Raw genomic sequence first — 15374 nt, forward strand, 5'->3', positions numbered from 1 at the left:
TTAGCGTCTACTTTTTTCTCCATTTTAACCGGTTTTTCTCATCTAAAAAATGCTAAGTTATGAGTCACATAAATAAAATGTATGTGCATGCATACAAATTAACATACGCCAAAACCACACGTCAAGTAAGATGTTTCCTTAACAAAAAAATGGGAACAAAGTTACCCGAATTGAGTTGCGCATCCAGTTTTCACTTCGTCCCATCTGCTTTTAATTGATCCATTAGTTTTTCTAATTCTTCTTGGACCTTATCTTTTGAAAAAGTCCTTTCAAGTGTTTGATTAAATGTAATGATTGCCCCTTTAAGCTTTTCTTCGCCTTCGGGTGTTAAGGAAGTGTAAATCGCCCTTCGGTCGTCTATGCAGATATTTCTTTTTAATACACCACAGTCCCTCGCTTCAAATCGGCTTACTAACCTAGACATGGCGCTTTGACTTAATCCGACTAAGTTCTGTAGTTGCTGTAACTTTAACTTTTTATCAGGTGCTTCATACAAAAATAAGAGAACGTAAAACTCGTTCAGTGATAATTTATGATTCAGTTGAAGGCTGCTTTCTAACTCATTTGTGATTTTTATATGCAAATTGGAGAATGATAACCAATTAGGTATTAGTTGGCGAATGGATTCCATATGTACCACCTATTCTGGTTTTTCCAAAAGGCTATTATGCCTTGTAGATTTTATCGATTTATTCTTTAATTACCCTTTATACTACCAAGTAAGTAAATTGATAGTCAATTGTACCTGTTGAATTCTTCATTTTAAGAATTGAATTTTTTTGTTTTTCAACTTATAAAACTATTTCTTATGGTATACTGTGAAAAGTTCATTTTTAGTCTTTCGAAAATTTCGATACACGCAACAAGAAAACGAGATTGGAAGGTGTGAGGTTTATGGTTCATAATCCAACAGGGAAACAGCGATTGGGGTTAGCCTTCCTGCTTAGTTTGCTTGGAATGCTTGGGCCATTTAATATTGATATGTATTTACCAAGCTTCCCTAGTATTGGACATGACTTTGGGGCACGTGCCTCGCTTGTGCAGCTGAGTTTAACGGCGTGTTTAATTGGACTGGCTGTTGGTCAGGTGATTGTTGGACCTATCAGTGATGCCCAGGGGAGAAGGAAACCATTAATCGTTTCCATTTCTTTATTTGCATTAGCGTCCCTTTTCTGTGCGCTTGCTCCCAATATTATCATATTGATAACAGCCCGATTTATACAAGGCTTTACTGCCTCAGCGGGAATCGTCCTTTCACGGGCTGTGGTACGTGATGTGTTTAGCAGTAAAGAACTGACGAAATTCTTTGCCCTTTTAATGGTCATCAATTCAACAGCCCCAATGATTGCACCCATGACAGGCGGAGCAATACTGCTTATACCCTTTGCAAGCTGGCATACGATATTCTATTTCTTATTTTTTCTCGGGGTTTTTATCGTCTTAGTAGTGGCCCTGCGTTTAAAGGAAACATTACCGCTCGAAAAAAGAGTTCCAAGCTCAGTTGGACATTCTTTACGATCAATGGGGAGTTTGTTTAAGGATCGTTCGTTTATTGGCTATGCCTTGATCGTCGGTTTTGTTCATGGCGGCAGCTTTGCTTATGTATCGGGGACGCCCTTCGTCTACCAGGGAATTTATGACGTATCGCCACAAGTTTTTAGTATTTTATTTGGTATTAACGGTCTTGCCATTATCACCGGCAGTTTTCTTATTGGGCGCTTTGCTGGGATTGTTCCTGAAAGAAATCTGCTTCGGATCGCTGTTATTACCGCTGTTTGTGCAACATTTGTCTTGCTTGTGATGACGGTGATTGAAGGACCATTATCTGCTATTGTTATAGCTATCTTTATCTACATGACTACAATTGGAATGATATTAACAAGTTCATTTACACTAGCGATGGAAAAACAAGGTCATCGTGCAGGGAGTGCAAGTGCGGTTTTAGGCATGCTCCCATTACTAATTGGTTCGATTGTATCTCCACTCGTTGGGATTAATGAGTCAACAGCAGTACCAATGGGTGCGATCTTGTTTATTACCTCCTCTATCGGGTGCATTTTCTTTTTTACACTTACTAAAAAGAAAGCACCATCGCAAGTTATTCGATTACATGCTTAAGGTTTATTTACTGTTTTTATTGAGGAATAGGCCTAGAATTGAACATTAAAAAAAATGGTCCTCATGAACTTTCATGAGGACCATTTTTCATATAGGGAGGCAATCTCAGTCCTAACAGCATCGGCATGAGGACATCTTTCTCTACCTAACGAAGATTCCTTTCCTAATGTCTAGAAAGTTTCTTTGTGTAACGTCTACAAGGTCTCCTAAATTTTATTAAACAGCAAAAACACTATTTTAAAACAGGTGCTTTTCGATTATGGGTTGCTTCTTGATAAGAATATGCCAATTTGATCAATGTTGGCTCATCAAATGCTTTTCCTAGCATTTCCATCCCGATTGGGAGACCATTATCGCTGAAACCGGCTGGAACTGAAATGGCCGGGAAGCCTGAAAACGGACTTAACCGATTGGCATTTCCTGCTCCCTGGCCACTTCCTACCACGGCTGGTAATGCACTAGAAGTTGGATAAACAAGCGCATCGAGCTCAAATTCATTAAAAGTGCTCATTAAGCTTTCCTTGGCTAGTTTTGGACGTTCGGTAATAATCCTCTGGTAATCCACATTAGTTTCTAGAGATCCCATATTATTTCTAGAGATTAAGCCGCTTTTTAAGCTCGGATGATATAATCCGCTATTAATGATATCTGTCAGTGTGTGAACAGGTGCATTTGGTCCGAGAGATGCGAGATAATCATTTAACTGAAACTTAAATTCATATCCGCTCAAACTTGGATATGCTAGAATTTGATCAAGATTCGGTATAGTGACCTCATATACTTCGGCCCCTTGCTCTTTCATATCAGCAACCGCTTCGTCCATGACCTTATTTATTTGTTGATCTTTTCCAAATAAAGCTCGTACGATTCCAATGCGAGCTTGTTTCAATCCATTTTTCTTAAGGTAATGTGTATATGTTTTCGGCACTTTACCGACACTTGCTTCCGTCACTGGATCAGCTGGGTCATACCCGGCAATTGCATCAAGTACAACGGCTGCATCTTCCACTGTACGAGCAATCGGTCCGCCGACATCCTGTGAAAGCGCAAGAGGTATAATACCATCCCTGCTAGCTAGTCCCATGGTTGGCCGAATTCCAACAAGATCATTAAAAGATGAGGGAATTCGAATGGAACCACCCGTATCTGTCCCTAATCCGACCGTTACAAAGTTTGAAGTAACAGCCGCTGCCGTACCTCCGCTCGAACCGCCAGGATATCTTGTAGTATCATATGGATTATAGGTTTGTCCGCCCAAAGAACTAATGGTTTCAAATCCAAACGCAAATTCATGAAGGTTTGCTTTTCCTAGAATAATCGCCCCTTCTTCTCTTAATCTCTTCGTTTGGTAAGCGTCATCCAATGGAAACGACCCTTTTAGCGACAGGGAACCGGCTGTCGTCTGCATATCGTATGTATCAAAGTTGTCTTTTAAAATCACTGGGATCCCGTGTAATGGACCACGGACTTTGCCAGCTTTTCGTTCTTGATCGAGCTTCTTTGCCTCAACAATCGCATCTTTGTTAATCGTAATTATAGAGTGAATACTATCATCATACTTCCCGATTCGATTTAAGTAGAATTCAACTAATTGTTCAGACGTCAACGCCCCCTTTTGCATATCGTGCTCTAAATCCAGTATCGTCGCTTCCTCAATCTCAGCTGCTAAAGCACTTTTTGCGACAGGACTAGCGGTATTTGCGGCTGCATGTACCGTGGCACCTGCAGGCATAGCTAGTAAACTTCCTGCTAATACTAAACTCGTTACGAAAGGTTTTGATTTCCTCCCCCATTTTCCCATTGTGACTCCCCCTTAAATTAAGATTCTATGAATATATCAACTTTATTTTCATTCGTCCTAAAATATGAAAGGTTTTCTGACACAGAAAAGCGCTTAGTAGAAATAACGGCATTGCCGCCTCTTCCCCCATCTTTTTCGGGAGGTAATGTTAGTAGTCTTATCAGACCGGCACCTTAGAACCATTTTCTATTCATCAAAAAACATTACTATTCTACTAAAATATCCTTTTATTGATTAAACAGTTTTCAATCATTGTTTGTGTTATTCTATTAAAATAATTCAGTAATTGAAATAAAGAAACGAGGGAATTCATTGTCACAGAGACTTATTCATCATATTGAAATCTATGTTTCTAATTTAAAGCAGAGCGATTGAATTTTGGGGTTGGTTTTTAGAAAAGTTAGGCAAGGGCGTTAAAGAAAGAGGGATGCACATTCTCTATAAAAATAAGCATCCATTTGCAGGAGGAAATCCACATTACGCAGTTTATTTTGAGGACCCTGATCGAATTAAGGTTGAATTGATAGCCCCGAAAGAGAGTGACCTCCTAAATGAGGTCTTTTCTATTACGGTTCTTGACTTTTCATGATTTGGTTTACTAAGTTTTGAGTTGCATCTTGTGACGATGGCGCAGTATTTTCAATCGCCGGCTGAACGTAGTTTAGTGCTGACTGATTAATGTTTTTAAATATCTTCATTTTATTTTCTGGATCGTTCTGATTTGGAATACTTTCGTTCATCATCTATTCCTCCATAGTTAAATTCACTTCTTATTTTCTATTTTATTTTGAAAAATATACATTAACTGTTAACTACTAGTAAAAAAGGCTCAAATTATTAAATTTTATAAATTTTGATTTGATTCTAGCAACTTCTCTTGTATACTGAAAAAAGTTAAATAAACATAACTAGGGGAGTCCAATAGTTTGGGCTGAGAGAGAAACACGCTTAAGTTTCTTGACCCTTTGGACCTGATCTGGATCATACCAGCGTGGGGAAGTTGAACAAGCATCTCTTAACCTGAGATAAACTTCTACATAAAAAGCCGGGTCCATCCTTAAGTGGACCCGGCTTTTTATGTACTTCAATTATTCCCATCCACTTGTTATGTTCTAGAACTCGTCCTTTTATTAAAAAAAAGGGAGAGATTTATCAATGGTATCCACCTCATTAAGTGAAAAGAACATTTCCATCATGTCAAGCTTTTCAGGCAGTAAAAAAGTTTATGTAGAGGGTTCAAGATCCGATATTAAAGTTCCTATGCGGGAAATTGAACTAAGCGCGACAACAAGTACCTTTGGAGAGGAAGCGAATCCCCCGGTACGGGTGTATGATACAAGCGGCCCATATACAGATTCAAATTATTCCGTAGACATCACAAAGGGCCTTCCTGCTCTTCGAAGTACTTGGATAAATGAACGTTCTAACGTTGAAGAATATGAAGGCCGTGAAATCAAACCAGAAGATAATGGTTATCAAGATCTACATGACCCTAGGGCTAGTCATAAAATATTCCCTGGATTAAAGCGTAAGCCATTACGAGGAAAAAAAGGGAAAAACGTGACACAGCTCCATTATGCAAAACAAGGAATCATTACCCATGAAATGGAATTTATAGCCATCAGGGAAAATATGAAACCTGAATATGTTCGTGATGAAGTCGCAAGAGGCCGGGCGATTATTCCTTCTAATATCAACCACCCAGAGACAGAACCGATGATCATCGGACGGAATTTTCATGTCAAAATTAATGCAAATATTGGGAACTCAGCTGTGTCCTCTTCAATTGAAGAAGAAGTGGAAAAAATGACGTGGGCCACTCGCTGGGGCGCCGACACAATCATGGATCTTTCTACAGGGAAAAACATCCACACGACTCGTGAGTGGATTATTCGAAACTCAGCCGTTCCTGTTGGTACGGTTCCGATTTATCAAGCACTTGAAAAAGTGAACGGAATTGCCGAAGACCTGACCTGGGAAGTTTTCCGCGATACCTTAATTGAGCAAGCTGAACAAGGTGTCGATTACTTTACCATCCATGCCGGGGTCCTCTTACGCTATGTTCCGTTAACAGCGAAAAGGTTAACCGGAATTGTCTCACGTGGCGGTTCGATTATGGCCCAATGGTGTTTACACCATCATAAAGAAAACTTTTTATACACTCACTTTGAAGAGATCTGTGAAATTATGAAGTCATATGATGTGTCCTTTTCATTAGGAGACGGGCTGCGTCCAGGGTCGATTGCCGATGCAAATGACGAAGCACAATTCGCGGAATTAGAAACTCTAGGAGAATTAACAAAGATTGCTTGGGAACATGACGTACAGGTAATGGTCGAAGGGCCAGGACATGTACCGATGCACCTGATTAAAGAGAACATGGATAAACAACTAGAAATTTGTAAGGAAGCGCCCTTCTATACACTGGGACCTCTTACAACGGATATTGCTCCCGGATATGATCATATAACCTCTGCAATTGGAGCGGCGATGATTGGCTGGTTTGGTACCGCTATGTTATGTTATGTAACTCCAAAAGAACATTTGGGACTACCTAATAAAGAGGACGTCCGCACAGGTGTGATAACCTACAAAATTGCTGCGCATGCAGCTGACTTGGCCAAGGGCCATCCCGGAGCTCAAAAAAGAGATGATGCATTGTCAAAGGCTCGTTTTGAGTTTCGCTGGAGAGATCAATTTAATTTATCTTTGGATCCTGAACGTGCACTGGAGTACCATGATGAAACACTGCCTGCCGAAGGGGCCAAAACAGCCCATTTCTGCTCCATGTGCGGACCCAAATTTTGCAGCATGAGAATCTCGCATGATATTCGGAACTCTGTAAAAGAAAACAAACTAGATTCAGAAGAAATAATTGAAAAAGGAATGCAGGAAAAAGCAGAAGAGTTTAAACAATCTGGTGGTAACATCTATCAGTAAATTTTTTAGAAATCGGAATAATTATATGTGACTTAATAAAAACCTTACCTTAGTTACTTGTCGAGGTAAGGTTTTGCTGCCTTTCATTGTGAACTATTCTTTCCTCAATTGATTTATCTCTCTATATATTAAAAGGAAATTGACGCATGCCAAATCATACGTCAATTCGCCTGTCGGGTTTATTTATATTACTGAAGGTGTGGTACTTTTTTTATGGCCTTCTTTTGGATTGGGACTTCTTCCTTTTTACCAGGCCGGCGGATAAAGAAAGCTAAAATAAAGGCAGCAATCGATAAATAGGTGGCAATCATAAAGGCATCATCGATCCCCATTACTGTTCCCTGTTTAATAACCATCGCCATATGAACCTTATCCGTTGGAGAAATCTGTTCCTGACTCATAATAGATTCCACATGTTCTTTCCCTTGATTGGTCATGATAGAGACAAAAAAGGCCATGCCAACTGCCCCTGCCACCATCCTTAACGTGTTCACCATCGCCGTTCCATAACGATTTAAACTAAGGGCCAAATCATTCAGACCCGCAGTAAAGATCGGCATCATAAGGATTGACATTCCAAACATCCGTGCCGTATATATCCATAAAACATAAGTATATGATGTATTCGTATGAAGCTTTGTTAGTGCATAAGTAGTCACTATTGTGATCGCTAAGCCGATGATTGCTAACCATCTTGCACCATATCGATCAAACAGCTTCCCTGTGATCGGTGACATGACTCCCATTACGATGCCGCCTGGGAGGAGCATAAACCCTGCTTCAAGTGGTGTGAAGCCATGGATATTTTGCATATAAATCGGCATTAAAATCATTCCTGAGAACATGGCCATCGTGACAATCACGTTAATAATCGTGGTTAACGTAAACATTCGATACTTGAAAATCCGAAATTCAAGTATAGGATGACCCACCGATAATTGACGCCAAACGAACAGAACTAGGCTAATTCCTCCGATGACAAACAAAGTAACGACCTCCGGATCGGTCCACCCTTTGGTTCCTCCTGTTGAAAAACCATAAAGTAAACCGCCAAATCCAATCGTCGATAAAATCACACCAAGGACATCTAATTTTGGACGGCTTGTTTCTGTCACATTTTTTACAAAGAAGATAGCTAATAAAAAGTCGATCACTGCAACCGGTGCAATGATATAAAACATCGTATGCCACGAGTAAGTTTCAATGACCCACCCTGCCCAAGTTGGACCGATCGCTGGAGCAAAGTTCATGGCCACACCAAAAATCCCCATCGCAAACCCGCGCCGTTCAATTGGGAAGATCGTAAAAATAACATTTGTTATTAATGGAAATAGAATGCCTGCCCCGATTGCCTGGACAACACGACCAATTAAAATGATATTAAAAGCAGGTGCAATCGCACAAATAAACGTACCAATTGCAAATACACCCATGGAAAATAAAAATAATTGCCTTGTTGTATATCTTTCCATTAAAAACGCCGTAACAGGGATTACGATTCCATTAGTTAACATAAAAATAGTACTTAACCAGTTTGCGGTAGAAGCGGAGATATCAAAAGTCTCCATAATTTTGGGCAATGCTACATTAATGACGGTTTGATTCAAAAATGCTACAAAAGCCCCAGCTAATAAAACCGCAAATATCGGTGTTGTTCGAATAACCTTGTTTGTTGTTTCCGTAATACCCAAGTGAATAATTCCTCCTGTATAACTATTTCTAAAATGACCCTTAGTTAGTATATTACCGGATAGCATGTGTATACAAGGAAAAAGAAACATTCGAAGCATGGGGACGGTTCTTTTGCTTCCTTAGAAGCATGAGAACCGTCCCCATGCTTCCATTCTTCTAGAATTCTTCGTATGTAGCTGGGTCTTGGTTGTTGATTCTGCCATCTTGGCGAGTTAATCCAGAGATTAAGTTCATTTCTGTATCATTTAAGGTAAAATCAAAAATAGAAATATTTTCAAGCTGCCGTTGCGGTGATGCAGATTTAGGGATTGAAATGGCTCCAAGTTGATAATGCCAGCGCAAAATAATCTGTGAAATCGATTTTTGATGGTGTTCGGCAATTTGTTGAAGCGTATTATTTTGTAACACTTCATTGGCACGTGCTAACGGACTCCAGGATTCTGTTACAATATTGTTTTCTTTGTGCCAGTTTCTTTGTGAGGATTGATTAAAAAATGGATGTAATTCTATTTGGTTCATGCTTGGTTTTACGCCTGTTTCCTTTTCTAAACGCTCTAGATGTTCAGGCAAGAAATTGCAAACACCAATCGAACGAATTAGACCCGATTTTTTGGCGTCAATTAAAGCTTGCCAAGCTTCAACATAGGTATCTTGCTTAGGATTTGGCCAATGTATTAAGTAGACATCATAATAATCTAGATTTGCTCGATATAACGATTCTTGAATGGTTGTAACGGCCATATCATAGGTTTGATAGCGGCCTGGCAGTTTGGAGGTGATCTTTAACTCCTCTCTTGGAACAGAACTTCGTCGAACGGCTTCACCTATTGTTCCCTCATTTTCATAATTATAAGCTGAATCGATCAATCGATAGCCGGTATCAATCGCACTTAAGATCGATTTGACTCCTTCGTTCCCCTTAAGCTTATACGTACCTAAACCAATAACTGGCAGTGTCAGCCCATCATTTAGTGTAATCTCTGGAATTGATTTCCCCATCTCTCATCTCTCCTTTCAAGTCTATCTTTAAATTACCATAATGATTATTAGATTTCATTGAAATAGATTGAAGTGAAAAGATAGATCGACTAACTGGAGATTTACTTTATGAAAATATGGGTAAGATACATATCAAACCATTTCTTTAGAAAGAAGGGATTATAATGATTTGGACAATTGTCGGGTTATTACTATTATTCTGGGTACTTGGGCTTGTATTCCATATAGCCGGAGGACTTATACACCTTCTATTAGTAGTGGCTGCCGTGGTCATTATCTTCAAATTTATTACCGGCAGGACGAAGAATCGAGCGTAAAGAACAAAATTATGAAATTATGGGGACGGTTCTTGTGCTTATTACTTAAGAAGCATGAGAACCGTCCCCGTGCTTCCTCTATTGCTTTTTAATGGGCGTAACGACGGCAAATAGGTTTTCGGTTGGATCGGAGACATTAAATTCGATGATTTTATATCCATTCCCTCCATTTTTGTTTTCGTTTTTCTGTGGTGTTATTACTAGGTTGTTATTCATTGTCATACTTCCTTCCTAACTTTCTAGCACAGAAGTTACTTTATGATGGATATTAGAAAATGTGACTCCCATTTTTATGATAATTCAATTCTACTCACTACTACATAACGAAAGAGCTGCCACACGTGCAGCTCTTTCGTGTTGCAGCTATTCCTTTAAAACTCTTTTCGCACCAACATATCGATCTTTCCAATACTTTAACGTTAATGATTGAATCGAAACACCCTTTGAGGTAGCTGCGATAAATTTATTATTTCCTAGATAAATTCCGACAAAGGAAATATCTTTTCCATTGGTATTAAAGAAGACCAAATCCCCTTCTTTTAGGTTGCTCTTTACAACAGGCTTTCCAAGTTTGTATTGATCCTTCGAAGAATGAGGAAGTTTTAGTTTAGCAGCAGACTTATAAAAGATATATTGTGTATACCCAGAAGCATCGAATCCTTTTGGAGTTGCACCAGCCCATTTAAAGGGTGTTCCAACATACCGTTTTGCCACAGCTGTTACTTCCTGCCCCCAAGAAGTTGATGCTTGCGCCTTGTGTAAAAAAGGAGTGAACAAAAACGCCATTGCTAATGCCAAAGATGTGAATCCTGCTAATACCCATTTTGGCAACCGTAAACTTTGAATCATTTTCATAGCCCCCAATTAATGTCATTTTGTTGATCAACATTTATTTAGACCTTAGGAGGACTGTTTTAGTTTCGGTACTTTAGTAAGATTCACTCGACAAAGTATTTTACGTCTTTTGACACTTTTTTCTTCAAAAGAAAATTTTGGAAAATGAAAAAACCCTATTTCCATAATCGGAAATAGAGTCTCTTAATCCAGGAAGAATTACTGTGACAGCAGCTTCTGAGCGACAATATACCCGGAACCGCCATTCACTCCATGTCCCGGCCAAGTTGCGGCACCGAGCATATAGACATTTGGAATGGCGGTCTGATGACCAGGCTGCCCAGGAAGGGGTCTAAACAAGTAGCTCTGCGCCAAATCGTGTGCGCCGCCATATGGATCCCCTGGGCCTGCATTCGGGTTAAATCTAGCGATCGTATCAGGTGTAACCACATATTTACCAATAACCGCACCTGGAATGTTCGGAATATGTCTGCTCACTACATCTAGTACCCGTTCAGTAAACCGCTCTGTTAAATCATGGGTCCAGGATCCGTCCCCCACCTCAATTTGATTAGCCGCATCCCCGCGTGGACGAATGGGCACTTCCAACACCTGCAGCCGCATAATGGCTTTACCTTCCGGGGCACGAGTTGGGTCAAGATTTGTCGAACAGTCAACCGTGAATGTTGGTTTAGCCGGCAGCAAATCAGCCATCCCTTGGGCAATCGCCAGTGTAAATCCGTCCAACCCGTCCGTTAAATGCGGCTGGCCAACACGATGAAATCGCTCATCCGGCCACTGCGGCGGTTCGCTAAGGGCTAAATGGATCTGCACACAGCCGCGGCCATATCGGAACTTTTCTGCTTGGGTACGAAGTGGTGATGAAATTTCCGTATCCTTTAGGAGGGAGAGATAAAGTTGATCAGGCGTAGTCGTGGCAACCACAGCCTGTCTAGCAAAGTATTTTCTTCCCCTAGCTGTCCGAACACCCACTGCTTTCCCATTTTCCACTAAAATTCGCTCAACTAAAGATTGCGTTATAATCTCCCCACCCTGATCCTTTATTAGTTGGATCAAAGCGTGGATCAGTTTTTCACTGCCACCCTCTGGTGTCGGCATTCCGCCGCCCATCAGTGCCATCGTCGTAAGCGGCACCCAAATACCGCTCCCGACTTCATCTGGCGTTCGCCCCAGATGAGTGACCCACGATGCGAGCATTGCCCTTGTTACCGGTGACTTAAGAGAATTCACGGTATGACGAGCTGTTGTGACAAAAGAGGCAGCAAAAGGTGAATAACCACTTCCTCCCTCATCATGTAACAAGCGCTTAATAATCGGAGCGGCTTCAGGGCTTGATAAATCCATGTTAAATAAGCCGAAAATATCGTTCACATAAGGATTTAACTGTTCAAACATGGCCGCCAACGCCGAACCATCACCAGGTGCAAGCCTTTCTGCTTCTTCCATGAGGGCCGCAAATGAAGTCGGCAGAACCGCTGTCTGTCCGTCTTCCATCGATACCCCAGTAGGCAAATCCGTATTTAAATAGTTTAGTCCCCTCTTTTCTAGTTCCTCTCTAAGTTCAGCATACGCGGGACCAGTGGTAAAAAGCGGATGTGCTGCAGCAAAAACATCGTGCTTGAATCCAGGTAATGTCAACTCTTCAGTGCGCAGAAAACCGCCTGGACGATCATTTTTTTCTAACACTAGCACACTACGGCCTGCGCGGGTTAAATAGGCCGCTGCTATTAACGCATTATGGCCGCTTCCAACTATAATCACATCATATTTTCCCACCCGATATCTCTCCTCCATATAGCTTATCACCAAGTTATACGTAAAAAGATATTCTTGTATTTGGATATTAAGTACTAATTCTAGCTTAAATTTATTAGATAGTTCGTGCTTTGTAGTTCAGAAATGGCTCCTAAAAACTAGAAGAGGGGAACATCAGTTAAGACGTTCCCCTCTTCTAGTCATGACCCCTATAAACTTTAGAATTGGTATTTTATGTTTATTTAACTTCTTCCCAATAATATTGAATAGCTTCTTTCCTAACTACCTCTGGGCATTCCACTTCCTCTTCCCAGTGGTCGTAATTGTTCTCTCCATTCACATGTTGGATATCAACAGTGTAATATTTATCTTGGTATTTAAAAATAATCACGACCATCTCAGAATACCCTGCATCATCATGTCCAAGCTCTTGGACAAATTCTAGTCCATAACTTTGATGGTTTTTTCGTTCGGCAACAGAATCTAGTAAAATATTTTTTGGAAACTTCATTTTTTTCCTGCTCCTTCATTTTATCTGCGTTTTTTACTACATAATAAAATCATATTATAGGGTTGATTGCAAGGGCAAAATATTGACACTTTTTCTAGACAGCCATTCTTTCCCCTATGTCGTTTATTCTCTACTTTATTTCTAAAACCTTTATTTGTATGGGTTAGTATTTAATATCTATTTTTGAAAAGCCCCTGCTTTTTGATTCATAGATGGTCCTCCTTTCCTTAGCATTTTATATTGCCACCTCACCCTTTAGATGGGATTTATGGAAAATTAATTTTGATTATGTCCAAAGCGAAAAAGGTTTTATTATAATAGTAACAAAGATCGTATAGATGGGGGATCGCATATGAAATTGATTTCGATTTGTCCAAGCAATACCGAATTAGTAGCTTATTTAGGGTTAACATCTTCCTTAATCGGGATAGATAATTTTTCTGACTGGCCCGAAGCAATCAATGGATTACCGAGGCTGGGACCAGATTTGTACATAGATATGGATAAATTAGAAAAGTTACAGCCTGATTTGGTTTTAGCCTCCCTTTCCGTTCCAGGGATGGAACGCAATATTTCAGAAATGGAAAAACGTCAGATCCCATATGTCGTTGTTCCGAATCCACAAACCTTGCAAGATGTAGCAAACTGTCTTTTGTTTGTCGGAAAAGCAACCAATACCGATGACAAAGCTCATCACCTTTATGAAAGATTTACGCGTATTCTTCAAACCTACGACTCTTTAAGCCTGCAAGTAAAAACACCAAAAACACTTTATTGGGAATGGTGGGCAAAGCCCATATTCACTCCAGGTGCTGGTAACTGGTTGACCGAAATGAGCCGCCTTGCCGGTGGACGAAATATTTTTGAAGATCATTCTGAAGCAAGTGTCCAAACAGACTGGGAAGATGTAAAAAGCAGAAATCCAGACGTTATCTGCATTGTATGGGTAGGTGTTCAGAAAAAGAAAGTAAACCCAAAGGTCATCCTCAAACGTCCAGGTTGGCGGCAAATGAACGCTATTAAAAACAGACAACTCTATATTCTCGATGAACCTCTTTTTTGCAGGCCATCCCCCCGCCTATTAAACGGGTTGGCGAGAATTGGACATTTCCTTTATCCTGACATTTATCCACAGGTAAACGAACATCTCGACTTGTTAATGAATTCTTGACCGATTCGGAATAACTGAATCAAAAAAAAAACACTTACTCTTGGTAAGTGTTTTTTTAAATATTTGTTCCATTTACGATGCTAAAAATTTATCGATAGCCGACTGGTTTTCATCCAGGTTGACGCGGAGGACTGCTCCAATTCCATCAAATGTTTCATTTCTAAAAGAACCATCCACTGGAATACGTATGGTTTTGATGTCACCGGATTGCTTGGTTAGCACATCTTTCCCCAACGAAAACATCGTGGATTTATCTAAATTGGTATCAACATATGAACCAACAACACCCATTATTTTTGGAAGTTTTACTAAGGTCCCAACACTTAAAGCTTCATCCTTTAGTTTCCCAATGACTTCCTGCTGTCGTTGCACACGACCAAAGTCACTAAGATTATCATGTCTAAAGCGGACATATCCTAATAACTTATCCCCATGTAAAACCTGCTCTCCTGGCTCTATGACCATGCCAATCCCAGAAGACATTTCATGTGGTACATCTACCTTAATTCCATCAGGTGCTACGATATCTACAATTTTAGAGAATCCTTTAAAATCAACTACTGCATAATAGTTTACATCAATATTAAAATTTTCTTTAATCGTTTTTCTTAGTAATTCTGGACCGCCAAATGCATACGCAGCATTGAGTTTTTGCTTTCCATGACCGGGGATATCGACATACGTATCTCTCATGATGGAAATTAATTTCGCTTTATGGCTGTTTTGATCGTAATGGGCAATCATGATGGAATCCGTTCTAGAATGCTCTTCTCCCCGTGAGTCACTTCCTAACAGAAGGACATTGATTTTTCCAAACTTCACTTCTTCGCCATTAAAAGCGTACGCTTTTTTTGCATTATTGTTGCCTTCCTTACCGAGCATAACTCCTTGAGTATACTCATAAGCACTATACGCACCAACCCCAATAATCATTAAAAGGAATAAAAACATAAAAACTCTTTTCCATTTAACTCTTCTTCTTCGACGCATTCTCTCCATGGTACACCTTCTATCATTATTATAGTATATTATACCGAAAAAATTTCATAGGTAGGAAACTAGTAAACTAGTAATGATCTATTTTCATAAAAGGACAACTTAGATTTCCTAGTTTTAAAATATACTGATTTGTGGCTAATTTGTCAATTTTTCATTTGTCCTAGACGGATTAGCCTATATTTCTACCATTAAATTGATCCACTCTTAATCCGTTAC

The 15374-nt window shown here is 39.9% G+C and carries 14 protein-coding genes, 1 pseudogene and 1 riboswitch; of the genes and pseudogenes, 5 read left to right on the plus strand and 10 right to left on the minus strand.

What is annotated here, in order from left to right:
- Positions 1-190 precede the first annotated feature (190 nt).
- Positions 191-631, minus strand: a complete 441-nt coding sequence (locus J7E81_RS28470; protein WP_215047540.1) for a MarR family winged helix-turn-helix transcriptional regulator — start codon at positions 629-631, stop codon at positions 191-193.
- Between the two features lie 263 nt (positions 632-894).
- Between J7E81_RS28470 and J7E81_RS28475 the strand changes: the two genes are divergently transcribed.
- Complete coding sequence (locus J7E81_RS28475; RefSeq protein WP_215047541.1) at positions 895-2118, plus strand: Bcr/CflA family efflux MFS transporter; 1224 nt, start codon at positions 895-897, stop codon at positions 2116-2118.
- A gap of 232 nt (positions 2119-2350) precedes the next feature.
- Here J7E81_RS28475 and J7E81_RS28480 read toward each other — a convergent pair whose 3' ends face one another.
- Entirely contained in the window at positions 2351-3919 is a 1569-nt protein-coding gene (locus J7E81_RS28480; protein ID WP_215047542.1) for an amidase family protein, read from the minus strand.
- Positions 3920-4231: 312 nt separating this feature from the next.
- Here J7E81_RS28480 and J7E81_RS30745 point away from each other — a divergent pair.
- A pseudogene (locus J7E81_RS30745) lies at positions 4232-4508 on the plus strand (VOC family protein).
- On the opposite strand, the gene J7E81_RS28485 reads toward J7E81_RS30745, so the two are convergent.
- Complete coding sequence (locus J7E81_RS28485; RefSeq protein ID WP_215047543.1) at positions 4486-4662, minus strand: hypothetical protein; 177 nt, start codon at positions 4660-4662, stop codon at positions 4486-4488. The pseudogene J7E81_RS30745 and the gene J7E81_RS28485 overlap by 23 nt on opposite strands.
- A 157-nt stretch (positions 4663-4819) precedes the next feature.
- Positions 4820-4934: riboswitch (TPP riboswitch) on the plus strand.
- A gap of 140 nt (positions 4935-5074) precedes the next feature.
- Here J7E81_RS28485 and thiC point away from each other — a divergent pair.
- Positions 5075-6859, plus strand: coding sequence for a phosphomethylpyrimidine synthase ThiC (gene thiC / locus J7E81_RS28490; protein ID WP_215047544.1), 1785 nt, complete (start codon positions 5075-5077; stop codon positions 6857-6859).
- Between the two features lie 188 nt (positions 6860-7047).
- Here the strand turns inward: thiC and J7E81_RS28495 are convergent, their stop codons facing one another.
- Both J7E81_RS28495 and J7E81_RS28500 read right to left on the minus strand, forming a co-directional pair.
- Entirely contained in the window at positions 7048-8616 is a 1569-nt protein-coding gene (locus J7E81_RS28495; RefSeq protein ID WP_215047578.1) for a DHA2 family efflux MFS transporter permease subunit, read from the minus strand.
- A 91-nt stretch (positions 8617-8707) separates the two neighbouring features.
- On the minus strand, positions 8708-9550 hold the full coding sequence (locus J7E81_RS28500; RefSeq protein ID WP_215047545.1) for an aldo/keto reductase: 843 nt from the start codon (positions 9548-9550) through the stop codon (positions 8708-8710).
- A gap of 164 nt (positions 9551-9714) precedes the next feature.
- Between J7E81_RS28500 and J7E81_RS28505 the strand changes: the two genes are divergently transcribed.
- Positions 9715-9867, plus strand: a complete 153-nt coding sequence (locus tag J7E81_RS28505) for a lmo0937 family membrane protein (protein ID WP_215047546.1) — start codon at positions 9715-9717, stop codon at positions 9865-9867.
- A gap of 78 nt (positions 9868-9945) precedes the next feature.
- Here the strand turns inward: J7E81_RS28505 and J7E81_RS28510 are convergent, their stop codons facing one another.
- The 4 genes from J7E81_RS28510 to J7E81_RS28525 all read right to left on the minus strand — a co-directional run bounded on the left by J7E81_RS28510 (position 9946) and on the right by J7E81_RS28525 (position 12988).
- Positions 9946-10083 carry a hypothetical protein gene (locus J7E81_RS28510; protein ID WP_215047547.1) on the minus strand — a complete coding sequence of 46 codons (138 nt, stop codon included), beginning with the start codon at positions 10081-10083 and terminating at the stop codon, positions 9946-9948.
- Between the two features lie 147 nt (positions 10084-10230).
- Positions 10231-10716: a C40 family peptidase gene (locus tag J7E81_RS28515; RefSeq protein WP_215047548.1), complete on the minus strand. Its 486-nt coding sequence runs from the start codon at positions 10714-10716 to the stop codon at positions 10231-10233.
- Between the two features lie 204 nt (positions 10717-10920).
- A complete protein-coding gene (locus J7E81_RS28520) occupies positions 10921-12498 on the minus strand; it encodes a phytoene desaturase family protein (protein WP_215047549.1) in 1578 nt (525 codons plus the stop codon).
- Positions 12499-12715: 217 nt separating this feature from the next.
- Positions 12716-12988 carry a hypothetical protein gene (locus J7E81_RS28525; RefSeq protein WP_215047550.1) on the minus strand — a complete coding sequence of 91 codons (273 nt, stop codon included), beginning with the start codon at positions 12986-12988 and terminating at the stop codon, positions 12716-12718.
- Between the two features lie 352 nt (positions 12989-13340).
- Between J7E81_RS28525 and J7E81_RS28530 the strand changes: the two genes are divergently transcribed.
- On the plus strand, positions 13341-14159 hold the full coding sequence (locus tag J7E81_RS28530) for a cobalamin-binding protein (RefSeq protein WP_215047551.1): 819 nt from the start codon (positions 13341-13343) through the stop codon (positions 14157-14159).
- Between the two features lie 72 nt (positions 14160-14231).
- Here the strand turns inward: J7E81_RS28530 and J7E81_RS28535 are convergent, their stop codons facing one another.
- A complete protein-coding gene (locus J7E81_RS28535) occupies positions 14232-15158 on the minus strand; it encodes an LCP family protein (RefSeq protein ID WP_215047552.1) in 927 nt (308 codons plus the stop codon).
- Positions 15159-15374 lie beyond the last annotated feature (216 nt).

The sequence above is a fragment of the Bacillus sp. ISL-18 genome (assembly GCF_018613415.1).
In the GTDB taxonomy this organism is placed as follows: domain Bacteria; phylum Bacillota; class Bacilli; order Bacillales; family Cytobacillaceae; genus Neobacillus.

Coding starts and splice junctions, on each gene's coding strand:
- J7E81_RS28470 (WP_215047540.1), bottom strand. CDS start 631: ATGGAATCCATTCGCCAACTAATACCTAATTGGTTATCATTCTCCAAT.
- J7E81_RS28475 (WP_215047541.1), top strand. CDS start 895: ATGGTTCATAATCCAACAGGGAAACAGCGATTGGGGTTAGCCTTCCTG.
- J7E81_RS28480 (WP_215047542.1), bottom strand. CDS start 3,919: ATGGGAAAATGGGGGAGGAAATCAAAACCTTTCGTAACGAGTTTAGTA.
- J7E81_RS28485 (WP_215047543.1), bottom strand. CDS start 4,662: ATGATGAACGAAAGTATTCCAAATCAGAACGATCCAGAAAATAAAATG.
- thiC (WP_215047544.1), top strand. CDS start 5,075: ATGGTATCCACCTCATTAAGTGAAAAGAACATTTCCATCATGTCAAGC.
- J7E81_RS28495 (WP_215047578.1), bottom strand. CDS start 8,616: ATGCTATCCGGTAATATACTAACTAAGGGTCATTTTAGAAATAGTTAT.
- J7E81_RS28500 (WP_215047545.1), bottom strand. CDS start 9,550: ATGGGGAAATCAATTCCAGAGATTACACTAAATGATGGGCTGACACTG.
- J7E81_RS28505 (WP_215047546.1), top strand. CDS start 9,715: ATGATTTGGACAATTGTCGGGTTATTACTATTATTCTGGGTACTTGGG.
- J7E81_RS28510 (WP_215047547.1), bottom strand. CDS start 10,083: ATGAATAACAACCTAGTAATAACACCACAGAAAAACGAAAACAAAAAT.
- J7E81_RS28515 (WP_215047548.1), bottom strand. CDS start 10,716: ATGATTCAAAGTTTACGGTTGCCAAAATGGGTATTAGCAGGATTCACA.
- J7E81_RS28525 (WP_215047550.1), bottom strand. CDS start 12,988: ATGAAGTTTCCAAAAAATATTTTACTAGATTCTGTTGCCGAACGAAAA.
- J7E81_RS28530 (WP_215047551.1), top strand. CDS start 13,341: ATGAAATTGATTTCGATTTGTCCAAGCAATACCGAATTAGTAGCTTAT.
- J7E81_RS28535 (WP_215047552.1), bottom strand. CDS start 15,158: ATGGAGAGAATGCGTCGAAGAAGAAGAGTTAAATGGAAAAGAGTTTTT.